The following is a 23,731-nucleotide window of genomic DNA, read 5'->3' as shown; positions in this document are numbered from 1 at the left end:
TTGAAAGCCGTCTGCAGGAGCGGAATAGCGCTGCGATAACCGACATTCCTGCTCCCTAGTCCCTATTCCCTTTTCAAAGGCCAGCGCTTCTGGCAGTGATAAACCGGCCCCTGCGCGGTCAGCTCGGAGCGATACAGGCACAGGCTGTCCGGGCGGTAATGCAGTGGCGCTATGGGTGGTAGCGCCTCACTGGTACAGTTTCTGAACAGAGTAATATGAGGCCGGTAGGCGCGGTGGGGCTTGCCGGCACCCAAAGCCCGGCATTTCAGCTCTACGGTCTCGTATAACTTCATCAGAGAGTCAGGCGGTGCGCTTGGCCCCAGCCAGATAACGCCGGCTTTGGCAAAGCAGCCCAGCCGATCCAGAGTGAGGGCAAAGGCAGGCAGTGTCAGGCGGTCTATCTGGGCCAGCAAAGAGGTCTGCTGTTCGGGTGTGCATTGACCCATAAAATGCAGAGTCATATGGAATTGCCCGGGAGGAACGCGCCGGCCCGGCAGCGCCAGCCGGTTTTGTAATAATGTCAGCTCAGGGGCCAGCTGCTGGGCGGCGAAGGCCAGAAACAGGCGATTGTTCGTTTCAGTCATACCGTTGCTTTTTGATCGCCTTTTGATCGTATGTTATGGCCGCGGTATTGCAGTGCATCGGCTGCCGGAAGCGGTCTGGCGAACAGAAAGCCCTGGCCATGATCACAGCCGGCAGCAGCAAGAAATGCCATTTGCCATTCTGTTTCTATGCCTTCTGCTACCACCATCAGGTCGAGCTTGTGCACCATGGCGGTAATGGCTTCTACCATTTGTTGATCCACCAGGCTGGTTTCCAGATCCTTGATGAACAAGCGGTCAATTTTGAGGGAGTTGAACGGCAGTTGGCGCAGTTGCGACAAGGAGGAATAGCCGGTGCCAAAGTCGTCAATAGAGATGCGAATGCCGAGCTGTTGCAGCTGGTTAATCAGCGTCATGGCCAGCTCCACATTTTCCATCAGCATGGATTCGGTAATTTCCAGTTCCAATAAATAGGGAGGCACCTTCAGGTGTGCCATTATTCGCTCTATCTTGCAGGCGAGATCCGGCTCTCGTAGCTGGCAGACACTCAGGTTGACGGCAACGGGTCTGACCGGCACGCCATGTTGGTACTGCTGCCGAATAAACTCGCAGGCGGCTTCAATCACCCAATAGCCGACAGGGACAATCAGGCCGGTTTGTTCAGCGATATCGATAAAACTGCCTGGGGCCAGCAGACCTCTTTCAGGATGCTGCCAGCGAATTAATGCTTCAAATTTTATGTTTTTGCCGCTGTTCAAAGACACTATGGGCTGAAACATCAGCACAAATTCCCGGCGTTGCAGAGCCCGTCGTAACTCATCTTCCAGCACCATGGCCTGCAGCGCCTGCTCCTGCATAACGCTGTTATAGAAGGACAGCTGATTCTTGCCTGCCCGCTTGGCGTTATACATGGCCAGATCAGCATTGCGCAGTAACTCGCTGCTACTGCTGCCGTCATCAGGAGCCATGGTAATGCCGATGCTGGCACTGATGGTTGCCTCGTGCTGCCCCAGGTTTACCGGTTGGCTCAGGGTGCTGATAATCTTTTCGGCTACCTGGCGGGCATTATCGGCATTTTCTATGTTGAGCAGAATCACTGCAAATTCATCGCCACCCAGCCGTCCGATGATATCGGCTTCCCGTACTGCTTCTTGCAGACGGTGCCCCACCATCACCAGCAAGCGGTCACCGTCTTCATGGCCGGTGGAGTCATTGATGCGCTTGAAATCATCCAGATCCAGATATATCAGCGCCAGGCATTCACCCTTGCGGTGGTTGTGAAAAAGGGCCTGATCCAGCTTTTCGGTCAGGAAGCGACGATTAGCCAATCCGGTGAGCTCGTCGTGAAAAGCCAGGTGTTCCAGCCGGTTGGTTTGCTGTTTTACCAGGCTGCGCAAGCGTTCAGGCTCACGTAAGATGCGATGGAGTAATAAAGACATAATGGCAGCAAGCAGCAGACTGAAGCCGGCCCCGGTGATCATGGGCTGAACAAAGCTGACCGGACGACTCATGGTCAGAGTCCATTCACCATTGGGCACTTGAATGGTACGCGTAATTTGCAACGGTGTCAGCGGGGCGTCAGTGCGGGCAAAAATATCGGTGCTGCCGGTATCGGGGTGCTGGCGTGACAGGGTATAGGTGTAGTGTTTTTGTGCCAGCGTCTCCAGCTCTGTGACTGCCAGCAAATCATCCAGGTGGATCAGGGCCGTTACAAAACCCCAGAACTCCTCACGGCCATTTTGATCAAGAAAAACAGGATTGCGCCCTACCAGGCCCACACCACCCTGCACCAGCGGGAAGGGACCGGCCAGAGTCAGCTTTTTGCTGTTGACGGCCTGCCAGGCTTCTTTGCTGCGCTGGTCACTGAATAGCAGATTATGACCAATGCCCTGCTCATTACCATGCAGTGGATAGACTTGCTCGGTTGTACCGTCTGGTGCCAGCTGTAATGCAGACACACCACCCAGAGAATCCATGACTTCTCTGGCAAACTTGTTGAAGTCATGAAATTCCCCGTTACTGCGGCGTACTTCCTGAGCAAGAATATAGGTAGACGATAGCGCCTGCGTCAGGCGGCGCTCCAGTGATGAGGCCTGAGCACTGGCGACTTCCTCTACCAGCAGCAGCTGCTCTTTACGATCTGCCTGCAGCCTAAGGTGCGTATAAAACAGGCCAACAGAAAAAATGCAGACAAACGTCAGCAGCGTATAAAAAATGCTAAGCCGAGCTTTAAACATAACAGCTGCCGGCGCAGAACCGTGAAATTGCTGGTGGTAAAAACCAATGCATGGGCAACAAGCTCCGTCTGGTTACCGAGAAACCACTATACACAATCTTACGCCAGTGTTCCGTATGAGTGTTGCGCTGGCGCAAATTTCATTCCTGCAGACCTTTTGGCACAATAGCCGGGTTTAATGCCAGCCGAGTAACGCCGTGAACCAGCTACCCATTACCCAGGTTCTGCCGCAACTGCAGCACGCCCTTGCGGCCAGCCAGATTATTATTGAAGCCCCGCCCGGTGCCGGCAAGTCTACCTGGCTGCCCTTGTGGCTGTTGCAGCAGCCGGCTATTGAAGGGCGCATTATTATGCTGGAGCCGCGCCGGCTGGCGGCTCGCAGCATAGCGCAGTATCTGGCGACGCAGCTGAATGAGCAGCCTGGGCAGACGGTAGGCTATCGCATGCGTGGTGAAAGCCGTATTGGTAAACAGACCCGGCTGGAAGTGGTCACCGAGGGCGTATTAACCCGCATGCTGCAGGCAGATCCGGAGCTGAACGGGGTTGGTCTGCTTATTTTTGATGAATTTCATGAGCGCAGTCTGCAGGCGGATCTGGCGCTGGCTTTTGCGCTGGAATGCCAGGCACTGCGGAATGACCTTAAAATCATGGTGATGTCGGCCACTCTGGATGGCCTGGCTCTCAACAGCCTGCTGCCGGAAGCGGCCCTGGTAAGCAGCCAGGGACGCAGTTTTCCGGTGGCGCTGGAATATCGGCCCCGCAACCTGCATACACCGCTGGAAGAAAGTCTGGGTCTGGCCGTGCTGGATGCGTTGGGCCGTGAGCAGGGCAGCCTGCTGGCCTTTTTGCCCGGCGAGCGGGAAATTCGCCGGTCTGCAGAGTGGCTGAATGAGCGCTTGCCCGATGATGTGGAGCTCAGACCCTTATATGGTCGTCTTTCCCTTGCGGAGCAACAGGCAGCCATAGCGCCAGCCCAAGAAGGCCGGCGCAAGCTGGTGCTGGCCACCAATGTGGCAGAAACGTCGCTCACCATTGAAGGTATTACCCTGGTCGTGGACTCGGGGCTGGAGCGCCAGGCCCGTTTTGACCCTGAGTCGGGTATCACTCAGTTGCACAGCCGGCTCATCGGCCAGGCCTCGGCCACTCAGCGGGCCGGCCGCGCCGGACGGCTACAGCCGGGCACCTGTATTCGGCTGTGGAGCAAAGAGCAGCAGGAACGGCTGGCCCCCCGACGACCGGCAGAAATTGAGCAAAGCAGCCTCAGTGGTTTTTTGCTGGAATGCGCCGCCTGGGGAGCCCTGCCGGAACAGTTGCCTTTGCTTACACCGCCGCCTGCATCGCTGCTGGCGGCGGCGCAGCAAGAGCTGGAGGCGCTGGGCTTACTGGCCGGCACTCAGCTGACAGCGCTGGGCCGGCGGGTCTGGCAGCTGGGCTGCGAGCCCTGGCTGGGGCAGTTGCTGCTGACTGCACTGGAATGGCAACAGCAGGGCCGCAAGGGGGCCCTGGCGGATGCCGCCTGGTTGCTGGCGCTGCTGGAAGAAAGCCGCCTGGGTAATGGCCCCCTGTCGGGTCAGTTGCTGGCCTCCCAAGGCCGGCTTAAACCGTCGGCCCGGCGCTGGTTCGAGCGGGTAAAGCAGCCAATGAGTGAGCCCGAAGGAACCTATGTGGGCGCCTTGCTGGCCAACGCCCGGCCTCAGTGGCTGGGGCAGCTGCGTAGCGGGCGTCGTTACGGCCTGGCTGGTGGCCTGAGTGCCGACCTGCCCGAAGCCAGCTCGCTTACCGGCAAAGACTGGCTGGCGGTGGCGGCACTTGGCCGGGGCGAGCGGGGCGTGTTTGTGCAGGCGGCCGAGCCGGTAGCGCTGAGTCAGTTACAGCAGTTGTTACCGGAGCGCTTCAGCGAGCGCGAACAACTGGAATGGGATGACGATGCCGGCCGGGTACGGGCCGAGCGACAGCGCTGCTTCGGCACTCTGGTGCTGCAACGGACGCCGTTGAGTTCGGTCAGCCCGGAACAAAAGGCGCAATGTTTGCTGCAGGAAATACAAAAACGGGGCTGGGAAGCATTACCGTTGAATGAAAAAGCCGGGCAAACCTGGTTACGAATGAAGCTTGCCGGACAAAAACTGGCCGATAAAGGCTTTACCGAATGTGATGAAATCGCCTGGCTGGCCGATGCCGAGCAGTGGCTCGCCCCGCACCTGCATGGCCTGGGCCGCTGGAGTGAGCTGAGCAGGCTCGACTGGCACAGTATTTTACTGAGCCGGCTGGACTGGCCACAGCGGCAATTGCTGGATACTCTGCTACCGTGCCAGTTTGAGCTGGCCACCGGCACCAAGGCAGCCATTCGTTACCGGGAACAGGAAGATCCGATTCTGCCGGTGAAATTACAGGAAATGTTCGGGCAACCCGGCTCGCCGCTGCTGGCCGAAGGCCGTGTGCCACTGATTCTGGAGTTGCTGTCGCCGGCGCGCAGGCCGCTGCAGCTGACCCGGGATCTGGCTGCCTTCTGGGCCGGTGCCTATGACGATGTAAAAAAAGAAATGCGCGGACGCTACCCCAAACACCCGTGGCCCGATGATCCCGCCAATGCGGCGCCGACCCGGTACACCAAAAAACGAATGAATCACTGACTATGGCAAAAAAGACAACCCGTAAATCCCGCAAAAAGCCGGTGAAAAAACAGCGCCGCTTTGGCTGGGGACTCATGCTCAAGCTGGCCCTGGTAGGGACAGTATTAATGGGCATTTTTGGCATTTATCTGGACAGCCAGGTGCGCGCCCGCTTTGAAGGACAGAAGTGGTCGCTGCCAGCGCTGGTCTACAGCCGGCCGCTGGAGCTGTTTCCGGGGCAGAAGCTGTCTCATGCCCAGATGCTGCGTGAACTGCAGATGCTGAATTATCGCAAGGTGGCCAGCCCTTCGCGGCCCGGTGAATATGCGGTGAGCCGTAACCGTATTGAAATTCATCGCCGGCCGTTCAACTTCTCTGATGGTGCCGAGCAGGCCCGTACTTTGCTGCTGAGCTTTGACGGCCAGCGTCTGAGCCGCATGCAGAATCCGGATAACGGCCGCGAGCTGGGTTATGCGCGCATGGATCCGGTGCTGCTGGATCGTCTGAACGTGGACGAACGGGAAGACCGGCTGCTGGTGCGTCTGGATCAGGTGCCCGAGCTGCTGGTGCAGGCGCTGATCACGGTGGAAGACAGAGACTTCTATCAGCACGATGGCGTGTCGCCGCTGGCGATATTGCGGGCCCTGGTGGTCAACATCAAGGCCGGCCGCACCGTGCAGGGCGGCAGTACCCTGACTCAGCAGCTGGCCAAGAACTTCTTCCTCAGTCAGGACCGCAGCCTGTGGCGCAAGGTTCAGGAAGCCTACATGGCACTGATTATCGACTTTCGCTACGACAAGGACGAGATTCTTGAAGCCTATCTGAATGAAGTTTATCTGGGGCAAAACGGCGCCAAAGGGGTTTATGGCTTTGGTCTGGCCAGTTATTTTTATTTCGGCCTGCCCATCAACGAGCTGAATCCGGATCAGATGGCGCTGCTGGTGGCGCTGGTAAAAGGACCTTCTTTTTACGATCCCTGGCGTAACAGTGAGCGGGCCCGTGATCGCCGGGATCTGGTGCTGCGGCTGCTGGCCAATGAAGGTCATATTGACCGCCAGACCTATGAGCAGGCCAGCAGCCGGGATTTGGGGCTGATTGAGCGTGGCCGTATGGGCTATGGCCGCACTCCGGCTTTTATGGGGCTGCTGAAAGACGAACTGAATACCCGCTTTGGTGCCGGCTTTCTTAATCAGAACGGCCTGCGCATTTTTACCAGTCTGGATCCCATCGCCCAGCATACTGCTGAGCAGGCGGTGGCCGAGCAGATAAAGCAGCTGCGTGCCAATACCAAGCGCCAGGATCTGGAAGCGGCCATGGTGGTGTCAAACTGGCGCAAGGGGGAAGTGAGTGCTGTTGTGGGCGGAGCCGATCCGGCCTTTGCCGGCTTTAACCGGGCGCTGTCAGCCCGTCGCCAGATAGGCTCGCTGATCAAGCCGCCTGTGTATGCGCTGGGTCTGGAAAACGGCTATCGTCTGTCCAGCCCGCTTAAGGACGAACCCGTTACTCTGCGCAGTGAAGGCGGACAGGTATGGCGGCCCAAAAACTACGATCGCCAGTATCGCGGCAGCGTGCTGCTGGTGGATGGTCTGGCCAAATCCCTGAACGTGCCCACGGTGAACCTGGGGATGGCAGTGGGTCTGGATAAAGTAGTGGACGGACTCAAGCGCATGGGCGTAGAGCAGCCGGTGCCGCCTTATCCTTCCATGCTGCTGGGCACGCTGGAGCTGACCCCGCTGGAAGTCAACCAGCTGTATCTGACTCTGGCCAATCAGGGGTTGTATCAGCCGCTGACGTCCATTCGGGCCATTCAGGACGAAGAGGGCGAGCTGATTTATCAGCACACTGCCAAGGCCACTCAGGTGCTGGACCCTCAGGCCGGTTATCTGGCGCTTTATGGTATGACCCGGGTAGTGGGTGGCGGTACCGCGGCCCATCTGGCGGCCCGTTTTCCTAACCGGATCATGGCGGGTAAAACCGGTTCTACCAATGACTTGCGGGATGCCTGGTTCTCCGGACTGGATAACGAAGAGCTGGTTACCGCCTGGGTGGGCCGGGACGATAACGGCGTGACCGGCCTGACTGGTGCCAGCGGCGCCCTGCGCATTTACAGCCGCTATCTCGATGGCCGCGGCGTTGACTCTTTACAGCTGTCGCCGCCGGCGGGTATTGATCAGGTTAACTTTGCCCTGAGTGACGGCCAGCCTGCCGACCCCCGTTGTGAGCAGACCCGGCTATTGCCGGCCCGCACCAGTGGTCTGCCGCCGATACGCGGCTGTCAGCCGTCCATGCCTGAGCTGCCCAGCGGAGAGCAGGTGGGCGACTGGCTGCGGGATATTTTTAACTTTGCCCGCTGATGATAATAAGCTGAGTAAATAAGGGGGAGCCACTGTGCTCCCCCTTATTGTTGATGCCGGCGCAAACGGGTGAAAGCCGCCGTCTCCGTATATGCTGAATAGAGAGACGGAGGGAAGCGCTATGTTTGCTTTTCATCATGTAACGTTAAATGTGCGTAATCTGAATGCATCAGAAGGGTTTTACAAAGGGCTGGGGTTTGAGCCTGATTACCGCTGGCAGGATGAGAAGGGCGAGCTGCAGATTTGTCATCTTCGTCTGGGGCAGGCGCGGCTGGAGCTGTATTGTTTTCGCCCTGAAGAAGAGCCGGATCTGGGCGCTTTGCCGCCCTGGGCGCAGAGCCATAGGCTGGGGCTGAGACATTTTGCCCTGCAGGTTACTGATCTGGATGATGCCTTAAGCAGTTTGCACGGGGCCGGCTTGCTGGCCGATAAACCAACGCCGGTGCCGGGTCAGACCTGTGCCCGCTATGTATTTATTATGGATCCCGACGGCAACAGCGTGGAGTTGCTGGAAGCACCGCTGGTGGAAATACAGCGGCCGGCGTAAGCAGAATGGATATTTGAGACTTCTGAAGCTGTGCTCATATTCAGCGAAGCAATGGCAGGGATTACCGTAACCGACCGGCAAATGCCAGGGATGGCATTTGCCGAGCGTTCATGGGGCGAGCTTGCTCGCCGTGACGAACTAAAAAGCCTGACCGAACATTGAATATGTTCGCAGCAGGCTTTTTAGTGAGTGGCTTTCAACGAAGCGTGTCGGTGGAGGTAACCCTGCCGTTGATTCGTGGTGAAGACGGCTCGGTACTAGCCTTTAGCTCTTGAGCGCAGCAAAGGCCTTGTCGGCGGCGGCCAGGGTGTCAGCAATTTCCTGCTCACCGTGGGCCAGCGACATAAAGCCGGCTTCAAAGGCGCTGGGTGCCAGATAAACACCGTTATCCAGCATCAGGTGGAAGAAGCGTTTAAAGGCGTCCAGATCGCAGCGGGTGACCTGCTCATAGCGGCTGATGTTTTTTTCTTCGGTAAAGAAGAAGCCAAACATGGCACCCACCCGGGTGGTGGTAAAGGCAATGCCGTGCTTGTCGGCGGCGGCCTGCATGCCCTCAACCAGGGTTTTGGTTTTCTGCTCCAGTGCTTCATACACGCCGGGCTGGCTGATGGCATTCAGGGTGGCCAGGCCTGCGGCCATGGCCACCGGGTTTCCGGACAGGGTGCCGGCCTGATACACAGGACCGGTGGGAGCCAGGTGCTCCATCACATCACGACGGCCACCAAAGGCACCTACCGGCATGCCGCCACCGATGATCTTGCCAAGGGTGGTGAGGTCGGGCTTAACGCCAAAGCGCTGCTGTGCGCCGCCCAGAGAAGCGCGGAAGCCACACATGACTTCATCAAAAATCAGCAGGGCACCAAACTCGTCACAGATGGCGCGCAGGCCTTCCAGAAAGCCGGGTGCGGGAGGAATGCAGTTCATGTTGCCGGCCACCGGCTCCACGATAATACAGGCGATGTCGGCCGGGGCGGCCTCAAAAGCGGCGCGTACCGAGTCCAGATCGTTAAAGGTGCTGGTGAGGGTGTGCTTGGCAAAGTCGGCGGGCACGCCCGGCGAGTTGGGCTGGCCAAGAGTCAGGGCACCGGAGCCGGCTTTAACCAGCAGGCAATCGGCGTGGCCGTGGTAGCAGCCCTCAAACTTCAGAATCTTGTCGCGGCCGGTAAAGCCCCGGGCCAGACGAATGGCACTCATGGTGGCCTCGGTGCCGGAGTTTACCATGCGCACCTGCTCCATAGAGGGCACCAGCTGGGACACCTTCTCGGCCATGGTCACCTCCACGCCGGTAGGGGCACCGAAGCTAAGGCCGCGGGACACGGCTTCAATCACGGCGTCTTTGACCACGTCGGCATTGTGGCCCAGAATCATGGGGCCCCAGGAGCCGATATAATCGATATAGCTGTTACCGTCCACATCATACATACGGGCACCGTCGGCGCGTTCAATAAAGCGGGGAGTGCCGCCCACGCCGCTGAAAGCGCGAACCGGAGAGTTGACACCGCCGGGAATAAAGCGGCGGGCCTGGTTAAAGAGATCGTCAGACTTGGACATGCACAAAATCCTTGGTGGTTATGGTCGAGTGTGATGCGGACTATAACAAAATCTGCTCAGGCCGAGAATCGGCCCCGGTCGCACAATACTTGAACTGTTTGGTCGGGTATTGGATAATTTTGCACAACACCATATATAAAGAGGTAGTGATGAGCGAAGCAGTCCCCTTGCCGATCCAGATGAGCGATGCGGCAGCCAACAAGGTAAAAGCCCTGATCGCCGAAGAAGAAAACCCGGATCTGAAGCTGCGGGTTTATATTACCGGCGGCGGCTGCTCCGGCTTTCAGTACGGCTTTACCTTTGATGAAAAAAGCAATGACGGCGACACCGTGATTGAAAAGAATGGCATCATCATGGTGGTAGACGCCATGAGTCTGCAATATCTGGTGGGCGGTACCGTTGACTACATTGAAGGCCTCGAAGGCTCCCGCTTTCTGGTAACCAACCCCAACGCCACCAGCACCTGCGGCTGCGGCTCTTCCTTTAGCATCTGAGGCTGAATATGTCTTTGTTTGACTGGTTTGGTGGTGGTGCCAGCAAGGCGGCTGAGTCGGCCCCGGCGGTGCAGAGCCCGGAAAAGCTGGCGCTGTATCAGAAGGAATGGTGCCCTTTTTGCCAGAAGGTGAGCGCGGTAGTGCGCGAACTGGGCCTGGAACTGACCGAATATGACACCAATAACCCCGAGCACCTGCAGGCACTGATGGCCGGTGGCGGTCAGCGCATGGTGCCCTGCCTGCGCATTGAACAGGACAACGGCGAGTATTTCTGGCTGTATGAGTCGGCAGATATTGCTGCCTACCTGCGTTTGCACTTCGGCAAGGCATCATGAGCAGCTTTGTGCTGCATGAGCGCCTGGCCGCCGACTGCGTGGTGCTGGGCGACCTGCCGTTAAGCCGGGTGCTGCTGGCCAAAGACGGCCGCTATCCCTGGCTGATTTTAGTGCCCCGTTATGCCGAATTGCGGGAAATTCATCACTTGAGCGAGGCGGATCAACAGCAGCTGATGCGTGAGTCCTGTGCGCTGGCGCAATTAATGGAACAGTCGCTGTCACCCGATAAGCTGAATGTGGCCGCACTCGGCAATATGGTACCTCAGCTGCACCTGCACCATGTTGCCCGCTTTACCACCGATGACGCCTGGCCAGGCCCTGTCTGGGGGCGTTTTGAGGCCTTGCTCTATGATGATCTTGAGGCCGAAGCTGCCCGCTGGTGTGAACGGTTGGCTGCACTGCCGGACTTTGTCGCTGCTTAATAAAAAACGGCCCGCCAATGCGGGCCGTTTTTGTATCAGTTCTTCGCCAGCATCACATTGCCGACACGAGTCAGCTGGGCCAGCAGTGTGTTGGCCCTTGGCTTGAACCGGGCCAGTTCGGCAGCGGGCAGTTTGGCGGCCTGAGGCAGCTTCACCGTCTTGGGATCCTTGTGCACGCCGTTAACCAGAAACTCATAATGCAAATGCGGACCGGTGACCCGGCCGGTGGCCCCGAGCGTTCCGATTTGCTGCTCCTGCTTTACCCGCTGACCTTTTTTAACCATGCGTTTATGCAGATGCAGATATTTGGTCACATAAGTACTGTCGTGGCGAATAAACACATAGTTGCCGTTAAAGCGGTTATAGCCAGACTCGGTCACGACACCGCTGCCGGCGGCCATTATCGGCGTACCGGTGCGTGCTGCATAGTCTATGCCTCTGTGCGGCCGCACCTGACCGGTGACCGGATGCAGCCGGCGGGGGTTAAAGTTGGAGCTGATATGGGTAAAGTTCACCGGTGCCCGCAAAAAGCTTTTACGCATGGCGCGGCCTTCCGGTGAATAGTAGTTGCCGTCTTCATGACGCACAGCGCGATAGACCTTGCCCTGATTCACAAATTCGGCGGCAAGAATGTCGCCGCTGCCTACCCTTAGCCCGTCTTTGTACTGCTCTTCAAATAGCACGGTAAAATAGTCACCTTCGCGAATATCCAGCGCAAAGTCGAGATCCCATGCAAACATGCCGGCCAGGCTCATAATTTGACTGGCGCTGAGGCCAGCAGTCTTGCCGGCATTCCAGAAGCTCGAGCTGACTCTGCCCTGGGCAAACCGGCTGCGGCTTTCCAGACTGGCACTGTGAATACGGCTGCTCAGTCCCTTGGCACCTTTGGTGATTTCCAATGTGCGGGCGGCGTCCAGAGAATAGAGCAGGGCGGTAAATTCATTATTGCGGTTGTAGCGAAATGTGAGTTTGTCACCGGGATGCAGTGACTGCAGGGCCTTCGCTTCTTCAAGCTGGCTGAGCTCGTGCAGCAATGCAGAGGGCAGGCCCTGACGGGAAAAAATCAGCGACAGCGCATCACCGGACTTTACCTGAACTATTTGCTCCTGAGCATGACGGCGAGACTCATTAAAAGGAATATTCTCGACTTCCAACGCCAGAGGATAACGCTCGCCAGCCACAATGAGGGCATCGGTTTGCTCAGCTATCGCCCGGCTGGCAACGGCCTGTTCACTGGGTAACATGGCCAGTATGCCCATACCGATACCAAGGGCAAAAATGGCAATACGATGTCGACGGGGTAAATTATTCAGCAGTTTAATCACAGGCATGCTCGGCTCTTCCCTGAAAACTGGCAAAAATTCTACAGTCTTTCCAATTTCTTCGCCATTCCAGTAATATGGCTTGCTTAACTAAATTATATTGCCTGATCCCTTTTTGTGCCCCGGCAAAGCGCCAGAGGGTGTCTCAGGCTTGCCAACAGGAGTGTAGTTGTCATGTCCCAGCTGGAAGCGGCGCTGGCGGAAATTAAACGCGGTGCCGAAGAGATACTGGTTGAAGAAGAGCTGATTGCAAAGTTGAAGGAAGGTCGCCCGCTACGGGTAAAACTGGGTATGGATCCCACCGCGCCGGATATTCATCTGGGTCATACCGTGATCCTTAACAAGCTGCGTCAGTTTCAGGATCTGGGCCATCAAGTATTGCTGCTAATTGGTGACTTTACCGCTCAGGTAGGCGATCCGTCCGGCAAAAACACGACCCGCCCGCCGCTGACTGCCGAGCAGGTGGCCGCTAATGCCAAAACCTATGCCGAGCAGGCATTCAAGGTGCTGGACCCGGCGAAAACCGAGATAGTGTATAACTCCAGCTGGTTGAGTGAACTGGGTGCCACCGGCATGATTCGTCTGGCTGCCCGTCAGACAGTCGCGCGTATGCTGGAACGGGACGATTTTAAGAAACGCTATGCTTCCGGCCAGTCCATTGCTATTCATGAATTTATGTACCCGTTATTGCAGGGCTACGATTCAGTGGCACTGAAGGCCGATATTGAGCTGGGAGGAACCGATCAGCGCTTTAACCTGCTGATGGGACGTGAGCTGCAGAAAGACGAAGGCATGACGCCTCAGGTGGTGCTGACCATGCCGTTGCTGGAAGGCCTGGACGGCGTCAAGAAAATGTCCAAGTCGGCAGGCAACTACATTGGTGTGGACGAAGCTCCCAATGAAATGTTCGGCAAAATCATGTCGCTGTCCGATGAGCTGATGTGGCGCTATTTCGAGCTGTTATCCCGTCGTAGTCTGGACGAGCTGGCCGCCCTCAAGCAGGAAGTGGCCGACGGTGCCAACCCGCGGGATACCAAGATTTTGCTGGCCAGAGAAATTATCACCCGCTACCACAACGAAGCAGCTGCCGAACAGGCTTATCAGGACTTTGTGCAGCGGTTTCAGAAAAACGCCATTCCTGACGATCTGCCGGAAGTGACCCTGAATGCCGGTGCCGACGGCATGGGCATTGCCAATTTGCTGAAAGACGCCGGTCTGGTGGCGTCCACCTCCGAGGCTCTGCGCATGATCAAGCAGGGTGCGGTAAAAGTGGACGGTGACAAGCTGGAAGACAGCAAGCTGCAGGTACTGCCCGGTCAGGCGGTATATCAGGTAGGCAAGCGCAAGTTTGCCAGGGTCACCGTGGCCTGAGTCTGAGGCTTTAACGCTAAAAAAGGCAGCTCATTGAGCTGCCTTTTTGTTTTCCTCACCGCGTCAGCGAGAACACCGGCAACGACAGGTGCCAGCGAATGGCGGCAACCCTGAGTATAAAGGTGCCCAGCATGCCCAGGGCGGTGGCCAGCAGGGTGGGCAGGCCCAGCGCCAGAGTGCCGGTGTAGAGAATGCCGCCCAGAATACAGGCGGTGGCATAGATTTCCCGCTGCAGCACCATGGGCACTTCCCGGGCCAGCACGTCCCGAATCATGCCGCCGGCCACCCCGGTAATTACCCCCATTACCACCGCCACCATGCCGGAGGTGCCATGGCTCAGAGCCTTGTCGGCACCAATCACGGTAAACACCGCCAGGCCAAAGGCATCTGCCAGAGGCAACATATACCAGGGCAGCCGGCGGGGCAGGCGAACTATATAGAGTCCCAGCATGGCCGTGCCCAGAATGACCCAAAGATAAAGGGTATCCGCTACCCAGAATACTTGCTCGGCCCCGATAATAAGGTCCCGTATGGTGCCACCGCCAATGGCGGTGACGGCTGCCAGTACGATGACGCCAAAGCCATCCATGCGCAAACGGCCTGCAACCAGAATGCCCGAAAAGGCAAATACGGCGGTGCCGAATAAATCACTCCAGTAAAATACCGAATCAACCAGGGGCAGCAATTGTCTTTACCTCAACAAAAAAGGGCCGCCATTGTATAGAGGCGGTATGAGGAACTCAATTCGCCTTCTGTCTGTGTTGACGAACCAGATCCAGCTGCTGGCAAAGCCCGGCAATGCCACCGGGAGTGCGTGGAGTAAAGCGGTGCAGAGTGTCCACATCCATAGTGAACAGCTGGTTTTGCTGTACGGCAGCAAGCTCCGGCCAGTCTTTCCAGCGCTGCAGAGCAGACAGGTTCCGGGCCAGAATCACGTCCGGATTTTGTGCCAGCACAAATTCTGCATCAATTTGCGGATAGGGTGTGGGGCTGTCGGCGGTAATACTGTCTCCGCCGCACAGGCTGACCGCCTGGCCCATCCAGGTATGCTGGCTGGCCGACATCAATGGCACTTCGTTCAGCTGATAAAACAGCCTGACCGGCGCTGCTTCTTGATAGCGCTGACGCAGGGCGGCAAGGCGGTGCCGATAATGTTCTGCCACCTGCTGAGCCTGCTGCTCATGGCCGGTGAGCCGGCCAAATCTGAGCAGCTCGTCACTCAGGTCATCCAGTTGTTTGGGCTCGGAATAGGCTACCGGTATACCCAGTTGCACCAAGGGAGCCACCTGCAGCGACTGCGCGCTTTGCCAGGCGATAATCAGATCCGGCTCCAGTGCCAGCACTTGCTCCAGATTAATGGAGCGGTAATTGGCAATGTCGGGAAGGGCAGTGGCGGCCTCGGGATAATCACTGGCCTCATCCACTCCCACCACCTGTTCGCCGGCACCAATGGCAAACAGTATTTCGGTAATATGCGGGGCCAGACTGATAATGCGTTTTGCCTCTCCGTAGGCCAGCGCCGGCATCAGCACTAACAGCAGCAGTAATTTAGCCATAAAGCAGCGGCACCAGAGTCAGGGTCCAGCCAATGGAGAGCCAGAACAGTAACGCCAGAGCCAGCCGCAGCAGCAGCCCGCGGGCCTGATCAGAACGCAGCTGATTGCCGCTGCCCAGCTTGGGGTAATACTCGGTGGCCTGAGTGTAACGTCGTGGCCCGCCCAGGCCAGCATTCACGCCAGCAGCGGCGACTGCCAGCAGCCGGCCGGCGGCAGCAAAGCCCCACAGGCTGCCTTTGGCCCAGCCACGGACTGCCCGGCGGGAGCCGGGATAAATCAGCAGGGTCAGTGCCAGCATATGAAATGGCAGCCAGGCCATGGCACGGTACAGCGCCGAGGGCAGAGTGCCAAAGGCGCGCCAGTCATTCAGCTTGCATGGCCAGGCCTGTACCGCCAGCCGCAGCAGGGCAAAGCTCAGCGCCGCATAAATGCCTCCGGCCAGATACCAGCAGGCCAGGGCAAAATCCCCGGCCAGCCGCAGCACCGCCACTTCCGCCGCTGCCTTGCGCAGCCCCAGCTCGGAGAGGGCATCGGTCTGGCGCAAGCACAGAGGGGCCAGAGTTAACCGGGCCAGATTGCGTTGTTCAGCTATCTGTTTAAGCGTTTGCGGCAGCCGCCGGCTGATCCGGCCCGCATCCAGGCAGGCCCATAACAACAGCACATCCAGTAACTCGGGCCAGGGGGCCAGCTCGGCAATGGCCCACCAGGCGGCCAGCAGCGGCAGCAGCACCACCAGCCATAGCCCCATCCCCGCGGCTTTCAGGTAACCCCGGCTGTAGCCGGATTTGTTCAGCCGCCGGCCCAGGCGTGTCAGCCCTTGGGTGAGCAGCGGCTGCAATTTGTCGGCAGGCTGCAGCAGACTGAGCAGCAGTGCCAGCGTCAGCAGGCTGAGAGGGTGTTCCAGCAGAAACGTCATGGCTTAGCCGGGCAGACGCTGTACCATGGCCTTGACCATGGCCGAGGAATGGCGGGCGGCCACGTTCAGAAAGGCTTCAAATGATTCGGCCTGCTCCTTGCCGGCAATGTCCGACAGGGCACGCACCACCACAAAGGGCACCTTGAACTGATGGCACACCTGAGCAATGGCACCGGCTTCCATTTCGCAGGCCTTCATGGCCGGAAACTCGGTGACCGCCTTGTGCAGCTGCTCTTCCCGGTGCATAAACTGATCGCCGGTACAGATAAGGCCGACGGCGGAATTGATGTCATCCTGGCCGGTGAGGCATTCCCGGGCCAGTTCAATCAACGCCGGATCGGCGGTAAAGGCCGGCGGCTGCTGGGCCATTTGCCCCATTTCGTAGCCAAATGCGGTCACGTCCACATCGTGAAAGCGCACCTCACTGGATACCACCACATCGCCCACATGCAGGGCCGGATCAAAGCCGCCGGCGGAGCCGGTGTTGATCACGCACTTGGGTGAAAAGCGCTCCAGCAGCAAGGTGGTGGCAATGCTGGCGGCTACCTTGCCGATACCGGAGCGGGTGATCACCACCTCCTTGTCGGCAAGTCGGCCCTGATAAAACTCGCAGCCGCCTACTGTGGTGGTAGTGGCGTTTTCCAGCTGGGCGCGCAGCTCGGCTACTTCCTGCTCCATGGCCCCGATAATTCCGATAGTCATAACAATAAATTCCGCAAAAATGATGGGCGCAAGTGTACCACCATCACCTTAAAAGGCCGATTGCACAGCACCTAAATTCGTTTGTTGGATGTGGATTTGTGGATTGCGAAGCACCAGCAGGGTTGCCAGCAAATAGCTACAGACAGCCCGGTGGTGAACAAGGAGGATAAAGGGTGCCTGCTTCGGCGTGCCCTTCGCGCCAAGGATGGCGCGACGGAGCCCCCAGGGATGGGTTTACGGCGAGCCGAAGAAGCAGTGCCCTTTGGCCGACGTATTTGCATGACTCAACCGACAGTTAAAACAAAAAGGCCGCTCAATGAGCGGCCTTTGCACATGAGGCTAATCAGGCTTACACGCCGATATAGTCCATGATGCCCTCGGCGGCCTTGCGGCCTTCGGCGATGGCGGTCACCACCAGGTCAGAGCCGCGTACCGCATCGCCGCCGGCGAAGATGCGCGGGTTGCTGGTCTGGTAGGCAAACTCGGCCTGCTCGGGGGCGATGACCCGGCCCCACTGATCGGCCTCAATGCCAAATTCCTTCAGCCAGGGCTGCTCGTGAGGCTGGAAGCCAAAGGCCATAATCACGGCGTCGGCCTCAAGTACCTGCTCGGAGCCGGGTACGGCTTCAGGGCGGCGGCGGCCGTTGGCATCGGGCTCGCCCAGCTGGGTGGAGACCACTTCCACGCCGGTGACCTTGCCATTGTCGCCCACCCGAATGCCGGTAGGCTGCAGGTTGAACATGAAGTTCACGCCTTCTTCCCGGGCATTCTGCACCTCGCGGCGAGAGCCGGGCATGTTGGCCTCGTCCCGGCGGTAGGCACAGATAACGTTGTCGGCGCCCTGACGAATGGAGGTGCGCACGCAGTCCATGGCGGTGTCGCCACCACCCAGCACCACCACCTTCTTGCCGGCCATGTCGATGTAGTCAGCAGCCTGCTTCTCGAAACCCAGCACCCGGTTAGCGTTGGAGATCAGAAAGGGCAGGGCGTCGTACACGCCGTCGGCGTTTTCGTTGGCGAGGCCGCCGCGCAGGTACTTGTAGGTACCCACGGCCAGGAAGACGGCGTCATAGTCGTCCACCAGGCTTTGAAAGGACACGTCCTTGCCCACTTCGGTATTAAGGCAGAATTCCACACCCATCTCGGTGAAGATTTCCCGGCGACGGCTCATCACCGACTTTTCCAGCTTGAACGACGGAATGCCGAAGGTCAGCAGACCACCGATTTCCGGATAACGGTCAAACACCACAGGGGTCACACCGTTACGGGCCAGAATGTCGGCACAGGCCAGGCCGGCGGGGCCGGCACCGATAATGGCGACTTTTCTGTCGGTCTTCACCACCTGAGACATGTCCGGACGCCAGCCCATCTCAAAGGCCTTGTCGGTGATGTACTTTTCTATATTACCGATGGTCACGGCACCGAACTCGTCGTTCAGGGTGCAGGAGCCTTCACACAGCCTGTCCTGCGGGCAGACGCGGCCGCACACCTCGGGCAGGCTGTTGGTCTGGTGACACAGATCCGCCGCCTCAAAGATGCGTCCCTCGTTGGCCAGCTTCAGCCAGTTGGGAATGTAGTTGTGTACCGGGCACTTCCACTCGCAGTAAGGGTTGCCGCAATCCAGGCAGCGATCGGCCTGCATGCTGGCCTGGCTGTCTGAAAAAGGTTCGTAGATTTCCACGAACTCGATTTTACGGGTGCCGATGGGCTTCTTGGGCGGATCGACACGTTGTACGTCTATAAACTGAAATACGTTCTGGCTCATCACAATCTTCCTTTACTGCGCGTGGACACGGAGCTCGGCGGTAGAGCGGCTCTGGTGACCCAGCAGGGATTTCACATCGCTGGACCTGGGTTTGACCAGCTTGAACATGGGCAGGTAACGGTCGAAGTCGGCCAGTATTTGCTGTGCCCGGTCGCTGCCGGTTTCCTGCAGGTGCTGAGTAATAATGCCGCGCAGGTGCTCCTGATGGATCACCAGCTCGTCCAGTCCCAGCAGCTCAACCAGCTCAAAGTTGGTTCTGAGCTCGAAATCATCGTCTTCGTCCAGCACATAGGCAAAACCGCCGGTCATGCCCGCGGCGAAGTTCACGCCGGTGCGGCCCAGCACGGTGACAATGCCGCTGGTCATGTACTCGCAGCCGTTGTCGCCCAGGCCTTCCACCACGGCAATGGCGCCGGAGTTGCGCACCGCGAACCGCTCGCCGGCGCGGCCGGCCACGTAGAGGTAACCGCCGGTGGCACCATAGAGGCAGGTGTTGCCTGCCAGGGTGGCGTCCTGAGAGGCAAAGGCCACGCCCACATGAGACTTGATTACCAGCTTGCCGCCGGTCATGCCCTTGCCTACATAGTCGTTGGCATCTCCGGTGAGGATCATCTCCAGACCGCCGGCATTCCACACTCCGAAGCTCTGACCGGCAGTGCCGTCCAGATGAATGCGTACCGGGTCGGCTGCCATGCCCTGGTTGCCGTGACGTTTGGCTATTTCGCCGGACAGGCGGGCCCCCACCGAACGGTCTGTGTTGCGAATGGCATAATAGAAGTTACCGCCGGTCTTGCTTTCCACCGCAGGCAGGGCGTCTTCGGTTATTTTCAGGTTGAGTACACCCTTGTCGAAGTTGGGATTGCCGGTCTGACAGAACACACCCAAGCCCGGTTTGGGCTCGGGCTTGGCCAAAATGCCGGACAGATCCAGTTTTTGCTGTTTGGCGGTGAGGCCGGGCAGGGCTTGCAGCAGATCGGTGCGGCCGATAAGGTCGGTCAGCTTGGTGACACCCAGTTGCGCCATCAGCTCGCGGGTTTCCTCGGCGATAAACTTGAAGTAGTTCTCTACCATCTCCGGCAGACCGAGGAAGTGATCCCTGCGCAGCTTTTCATCCTGAGTGGCCACGCCGGTGGCGCAGTTGTTCAGGTGACAGATCCGCAGGTACTTGCAGCCCAGGGCCACCATGGGGCCGGTACCAAAGCCGAAGCTTTCGGCACCCAGAATGGCCGCCTTGACGATATCCAGACCGGTCTTCAGGCCGCCGTCCACCTGCAGCCGGACCTTGTGGCGCAGGCCGTTGGCCACCAGCGCCTGCTGGGTTTCGGCCAGGCCCAGCTCCCAAGGAGAGCCGGCGTACTTGACCGAGGTCAGCGGGCTGGCGCCGGTGCCGCCGTCGTAACCGGACACGGTGATCAAATCGGCATAGGCCTTGGCCACGCCGGTGGCGATGGTGCCCACGCCGGGCTCGGACACCAGCTTCACCGACACCAGGCAGTCGGGGTTGATCTGCTTGATGTCAAAGATCAGCTGGGCCAGATCCTCGATGGAGTAAATATCGTGGTGCGGTGGCGGCGAGATCAGGGTCACCCCCGGTACCGCATAACGCAGCTTGGCGATTTCGGCGGTTACCTTGTGGCCGGGCAGCTGGCCGCCCTCGCCGGGCTTGGCCCCTTGAGCCACCTTGATCTGAATGACCTCGGCGTTCATCAGGTAGTGCGGGGTCACGCCAAAGCGGCCTGAGGCCACCTGCTTGATTTTGGAGTTCTTCAGGCTGTTGAAACGGCGGGGATCCTCGCCGCCCTCGCCGGAGTTGCTCTGCCCGCCCAGGCGGTTCATGGCCACGGCCAGCGACTCGTGGGCTTCCGGCCCCAGCGCGCCGATGGACATGGCGGCGCTGTCGAAACGGGGGAACAGTTCGCTGGCAGGCTCCACCTCACTCAGGTCAATACCGGCACCGGCGGGCTTCAGCGTCAGCAGATCCCGCAGGGTGGCCACCGGACGCTCGTTCACCAGTCTGGCGTAGACCTTGTAGTCGTCATAGTTGCCGGAGCGCACCGCCTTTTGCAGGCTGGTAACCACGTCCGGGTTGTAGCTGTGATATTCACCGTCATGCACGTATTTGAGCAGGCCGCCCTGGTTCAGGGGCTTGCGGGCAATCCAGGCAAGCTTGCTCAGGTTGAACAGGTCCTGCTGGAAATCTTCAAAGGCGGCGCCCTGAATACGGCTGGACACTCCCTTGAAGCACAGTTCCACCACCTCGTCGTGCAGGCCGATGGCTTCAAACAGCTGGGAGCAGCGGTAAGAGGCGACGGTGCTGATGCCCATTTTGGACATCACCTTGTACAGGCCCTTGTTGATGCTGTTGCGGAAGTTCAGCAGCGCCTGGCGCAGGGGCATGTTCAGCACGCCGTCGGCCACCTGGCGGGCCAGGGTCTCGTAGGCCAGATAGGGGTAGATGGCGGTGGCGCCAAAGCCCAGCAGCACGGCGAACTGGTGCGGATCCCGCGTGCTGGCGGTTTCTACTATGATGTTGGAGTCGCAGCGCAGGTTGGCTTCCACCAGGGTGCGTTGTACTGCGCCCACCGCCATGGCGGCGGGGATCGGCAGCCGGTCTTCGCGAATGGCGCGGTCACTCAGCACCAGCAGCACGGCGCCGTCGCGCACGGCGGTGGTGGCTTCTTCACACAGCCGCTCGATGGCCGCCTTCAGGCCTTCGGCCGGCTCAAAGTTCAGATCCAGCACGCAGTGTTTGTGCTCGGACTGATCCAGCTGCATCAGCTGATGAAAGTCGGAGTACAGCAGAATGGGTGACTCAAACTGAACCCGGTTGGCATGGCCATGGGTTTCGTTAAACACGTTCTGCTCCCGGCCGATCAGGGTAGCCAGAGACATAACGTGATTTTCCCGCAGCGGATCGATGGGCGGGTTGGTCACCTGGGCAAACATCTGGCGAAAATAGTCATAGACGGAGCGGGCCCGGCTGGACAGCACCGCCATGGGGGCGTCGTCCCCCATGGAGCCGACGGCCTCCTGGCCGTTTTCGCCCATCACCCGAATGACCTGGTCCAGCTCTTCCATGGAATAGCCGAACAGTTTCTGATAGGTGCGCAGCTGTCGCTCGTCCAGCTCGCGCTGGCCGGCCTGTTCGTCGGACAGGTCTTCAAAGCGCTCCAGTTTGCGTCTGTGCTTGTTCATCCACTCCTTGTAGGGGTGGCGGCCCTTGAGGTCGTCATCGATTTCAAAGCTGTTCCAGATCTTGCCGCTGGCGGTATCCACCACGAACAGCTCGCCCGGGCCGACCCGGCCTTTTTCCAGCACTTCGTCCGGGGTGTAGTCCCAGATGCCGATTTCGGACGCCAGAGTAATAAAGCCGTCCTTGGTGCGCACATAGCGAGCCGGACGCAGGCCGTTGCGGTCCAGGGCACAGGCGGCAAAGCGGCCGTCGGACATCACGATGCCGGCGGGGCCGTCCCAGGGCTCCATGTGCATGGAATTGAAGTCGTAAAAGGCGCGCAGGTCTTCGTCCATGGCCGGGTTTTTCTGCCAGGCGGGCGGGATCAGCATGCGCATGGCCCGGAACAGGTCCATGCCGCCGGCCAGGAACAGCTCCAGCATGTTATCGAGGCTGGAGGAGTCGGAGCCCGAGGTGTTCACATAGGGCGCGGCGTCCTTCAGATCCGGCAGCAGCGGCGAGGCAAACTTGTAGGCCCGGGCCTGGGCCCACTGGCGGTTACCGCCTATGGTGTTGATTTCACCGTTGTGGGCCAGAAAGCGGAACGGCTGGGCCAGGGGCCAGCGCGGCTGAGTATTGGTGGAAAAGCGCTGGTGGAACACGCAGATGGCGGACTGCATGCGAATGTCGGCCAGATCCAGGTAGAACCTTGGCAGATCCGCGGGCATGCACAGGCCTTTGTAGGTCATCACCAGGTTGGACAGGCTGACCACATAGAAAAAGTCGTCACTGATGCGCTTTTCAATGCGGCGGCGTACGATATAGAGGCGGCGCTCAATGTCCTTTTCGGCCCAGCCGGCAGGGGCGTTAACAAATACCTGCTCAATGCGCGGCAGCGAAGCCTTGGCGATTTCGCCCAGCACACCCGGGTTTACCGGCACCTCGCGCCAGCCCACCAGGCTCAGGGTTTCCCGCTCCAGCTCTTCGTTAATAATGGCTCTGTGTTGCTCGGCCAGGGCGGCATCGTGGTTGAGGAACAGCATGCCGACCGCGTATTTGCGGCCCAGGCTCCAGCCCTTGTCTTGTGCCACGGCGCGAAAGAAGCTGTCGGGTTTCTGCATCAGCAGGCCACAACCGTCACCGGTTTTGCCGTCAGCGGCAATACCGCCCCTGTGCTGCATACGATCCAGTGCCGAAATGGCAAGGCGCACTAGCTTATGACTGGTTTCGCCTTCGGTATGGGCGATCAGGCCAAAGCCACAGTTGTCCTTTTCCAGTGTGGGGTCATAAAGAGACATTGCTTTCCTCCATTGCTCGGCTGCTGGCCGGGCGACTGCGTATTACTCAGCGCATTCTGCGTCGAAGCGTCCGTTGCCATAAGTGGCTTAATTACAAAAATATCGATAATTTTTTGTGAGGTCAACGAAATGTTTTCATTCCGAAGTAACCGTGTCCCGCGACTTGATGTCAGATTTTTTTAATGTAAAAAGCGCTTGTTTAGGGTTTAATGCCGCCCTGATGTGATTTTTGTGCCTTTGATCCTTTTCTTTATTGATGTTTGGCGTAAGCAAGTGATGTACACCAGTTGTTGTTTTATTACAACAAAATGGCGCTTTTTCTTGATTTTACTCCTGCATTTTATTGGTGCATTAATTGCCCCATACCAGTGCATAGGCGGGAAAGTGGTCCGTGTTCAGCTGGTTGCATGTTCAATTTTGGTGCATATCGGCTAAATGTACCGGCTTATATTGATCGTCTTTGGTAATGACTGGCGCTGAGTTACGTCAAATTTACCTCTTTTGGTGCAGACATCATTCAGCCAGGCTACATGACAGTG

17 protein-coding genes are annotated in these 23,731 nt (G+C 58.5%); 7 read left to right on the top strand and 10 right to left on the bottom strand.

Annotated features, from left to right (window positions below):
* Nucleotides 1–62: 62 nt before the first annotated feature.
* Nucleotides 63–584, bottom strand: coding sequence for an RNA 2',3'-cyclic phosphodiesterase (thpR, locus tag R0I78_RS05045; RefSeq protein ID WP_317074552.1), 522 nt, complete (start codon nt 582–584; stop codon nt 63–65).
* A complete protein-coding gene (locus tag R0I78_RS05040; protein ID WP_317074551.1) occupies nt 581–2,779 on the bottom strand; it encodes an EAL domain-containing protein in 2,199 nt (732 codons plus the stop codon). The genes thpR and R0I78_RS05040 overlap by 4 nt, the downstream gene beginning before the upstream one ends.
* A 196-nt stretch (nt 2,780–2,975) precedes the next feature.
* Between R0I78_RS05040 and hrpB the strand changes: the two genes are divergently transcribed.
* The 3 genes from hrpB to R0I78_RS05025 all read left to right on the top strand — a co-directional run bounded on the left by hrpB (nt 2,976) and on the right by R0I78_RS05025 (nt 8,288).
* Nucleotides 2,976–5,408, top strand: coding sequence for an ATP-dependent helicase HrpB (hrpB, locus tag R0I78_RS05035; protein WP_317074550.1), 2,433 nt, complete (start codon nt 2,976–2,978; stop codon nt 5,406–5,408).
* 2 nt (nt 5,409–5,410) lie between these two features.
* Nucleotides 5,411–7,741: a penicillin-binding protein 1B gene (gene mrcB / locus R0I78_RS05030; RefSeq protein WP_317074549.1), complete on the top strand. Its 2,331-nt coding sequence runs from the start codon at nt 5,411–5,413 to the stop codon at nt 7,739–7,741.
* A gap of 121 nt (nt 7,742–7,862) precedes the next feature.
* Nucleotides 7,863–8,288 carry a VOC family protein gene (locus R0I78_RS05025; RefSeq protein ID WP_317074548.1) on the top strand — a complete coding sequence of 142 codons (426 nt, stop codon included), beginning with the start codon at nt 7,863–7,865 and terminating at the stop codon, nt 8,286–8,288.
* Between the two features lie 264 nt (nt 8,289–8,552).
* Here R0I78_RS05025 and hemL read toward each other — a convergent pair whose 3' ends face one another.
* Nucleotides 8,553–9,839, bottom strand: a complete 1,287-nt coding sequence (gene hemL, locus R0I78_RS05020; RefSeq protein WP_317074547.1) for a glutamate-1-semialdehyde 2,1-aminomutase — start codon at nt 9,837–9,839, stop codon at nt 8,553–8,555.
* Between the two features lie 149 nt (nt 9,840–9,988).
* Here hemL and erpA point away from each other — a divergent pair, with 149 nt between their 5' ends.
* From erpA to R0I78_RS05005, 3 genes are read left to right on the top strand one after another with little or no spacing between them, the layout of a single operon-like run.
* Nucleotides 9,989–10,333: an iron-sulfur cluster insertion protein ErpA gene (gene erpA, locus R0I78_RS05015; protein ID WP_026344754.1), complete on the top strand. Its 345-nt coding sequence runs from the start codon at nt 9,989–9,991 to the stop codon at nt 10,331–10,333.
* 8 nt (nt 10,334–10,341) lie between these two features.
* Complete coding sequence (locus R0I78_RS05010; RefSeq protein ID WP_317074546.1) at nt 10,342–10,668, top strand: glutaredoxin; 327 nt, start codon at nt 10,342–10,344, stop codon at nt 10,666–10,668.
* Complete coding sequence (locus tag R0I78_RS05005) at nt 10,665–11,090, top strand: HIT domain-containing protein (RefSeq protein ID WP_317074545.1); 426 nt, start codon at nt 10,665–10,667, stop codon at nt 11,088–11,090. The genes R0I78_RS05010 and R0I78_RS05005 overlap by 4 nt, the downstream gene beginning before the upstream one ends.
* A 35-nt stretch (nt 11,091–11,125) precedes the next feature.
* On the opposite strand, the gene R0I78_RS05000 is transcribed toward R0I78_RS05005, so the two are convergent.
* Nucleotides 11,126–12,421, bottom strand: a complete 1,296-nt coding sequence (locus tag R0I78_RS05000; protein WP_317074544.1) for a peptidoglycan DD-metalloendopeptidase family protein — start codon at nt 12,419–12,421, stop codon at nt 11,126–11,128.
* Nucleotides 12,422–12,586: 165 nt separating this feature from the next.
* Between R0I78_RS05000 and tyrS the strand changes: the two genes are divergently transcribed.
* A complete protein-coding gene (gene tyrS / locus R0I78_RS04995) occupies nt 12,587–13,783 on the top strand; it encodes a tyrosine--tRNA ligase (RefSeq protein ID WP_019934436.1) in 1,197 nt (398 codons plus the stop codon).
* A 55-nt stretch (nt 13,784–13,838) separates the two neighbouring features.
* Here tyrS and R0I78_RS04990 read toward each other — a convergent pair whose 3' ends face one another.
* The 6 genes from R0I78_RS04990 to gltB all read right to left on the bottom strand — a co-directional run bounded on the left by R0I78_RS04990 (nt 13,839) and on the right by gltB (nt 23,192).
* Nucleotides 13,839–14,468, bottom strand: coding sequence for a trimeric intracellular cation channel family protein (locus R0I78_RS04990; RefSeq protein WP_019934435.1), 630 nt, complete (start codon nt 14,466–14,468; stop codon nt 13,839–13,841).
* Between the two features lie 55 nt (nt 14,469–14,523).
* On the bottom strand, nt 14,524–15,339 hold the full coding sequence (locus R0I78_RS04985; protein WP_317074543.1) for a cobalamin-binding protein: 816 nt from the start codon (nt 15,337–15,339) through the stop codon (nt 14,524–14,526).
* Nucleotides 15,332–16,255 (bottom strand): cobalamin biosynthesis protein, encoded by a 924-nt coding sequence (locus R0I78_RS04980; RefSeq protein WP_317074542.1) that lies wholly within the window; start codon nt 16,253–16,255, stop codon nt 15,332–15,334. Before R0I78_RS04980 ends, R0I78_RS04985 begins: the two co-directional genes overlap by 8 nt.
* Before the next feature lie 3 nt (nt 16,256–16,258).
* A complete protein-coding gene (gene mtnN / locus R0I78_RS04975; RefSeq protein WP_317074541.1) occupies nt 16,259–16,957 on the bottom strand; it encodes a 5'-methylthioadenosine/S-adenosylhomocysteine nucleosidase in 699 nt (232 codons plus the stop codon).
* Nucleotides 16,958–17,306: 349 nt separating this feature from the next.
* On the bottom strand, nt 17,307–18,722 hold the full coding sequence (locus tag R0I78_RS04970; RefSeq protein ID WP_317074540.1) for an FAD-dependent oxidoreductase: 1,416 nt from the start codon (nt 18,720–18,722) through the stop codon (nt 17,307–17,309).
* A gap of 12 nt (nt 18,723–18,734) precedes the next feature.
* Nucleotides 18,735–23,192 (bottom strand): glutamate synthase large subunit, encoded by a 4,458-nt coding sequence (gene gltB, locus R0I78_RS04965; protein WP_317074539.1) that lies wholly within the window; start codon nt 23,190–23,192, stop codon nt 18,735–18,737.
* Nucleotides 23,193–23,731: the final 539 nt, after the last annotated feature.

It is taken from the genome of Oceanimonas sp. CAM02, assembly GCF_032842915.1.
Classification (GTDB): Bacteria; Pseudomonadota; Gammaproteobacteria; order Enterobacterales; family Aeromonadaceae; genus Oceanimonas; species Oceanimonas smirnovii.
Note: the sequence above shows the minus strand (reverse complement) of the source record. Positions and strands in the feature narration are given on the sequence as shown.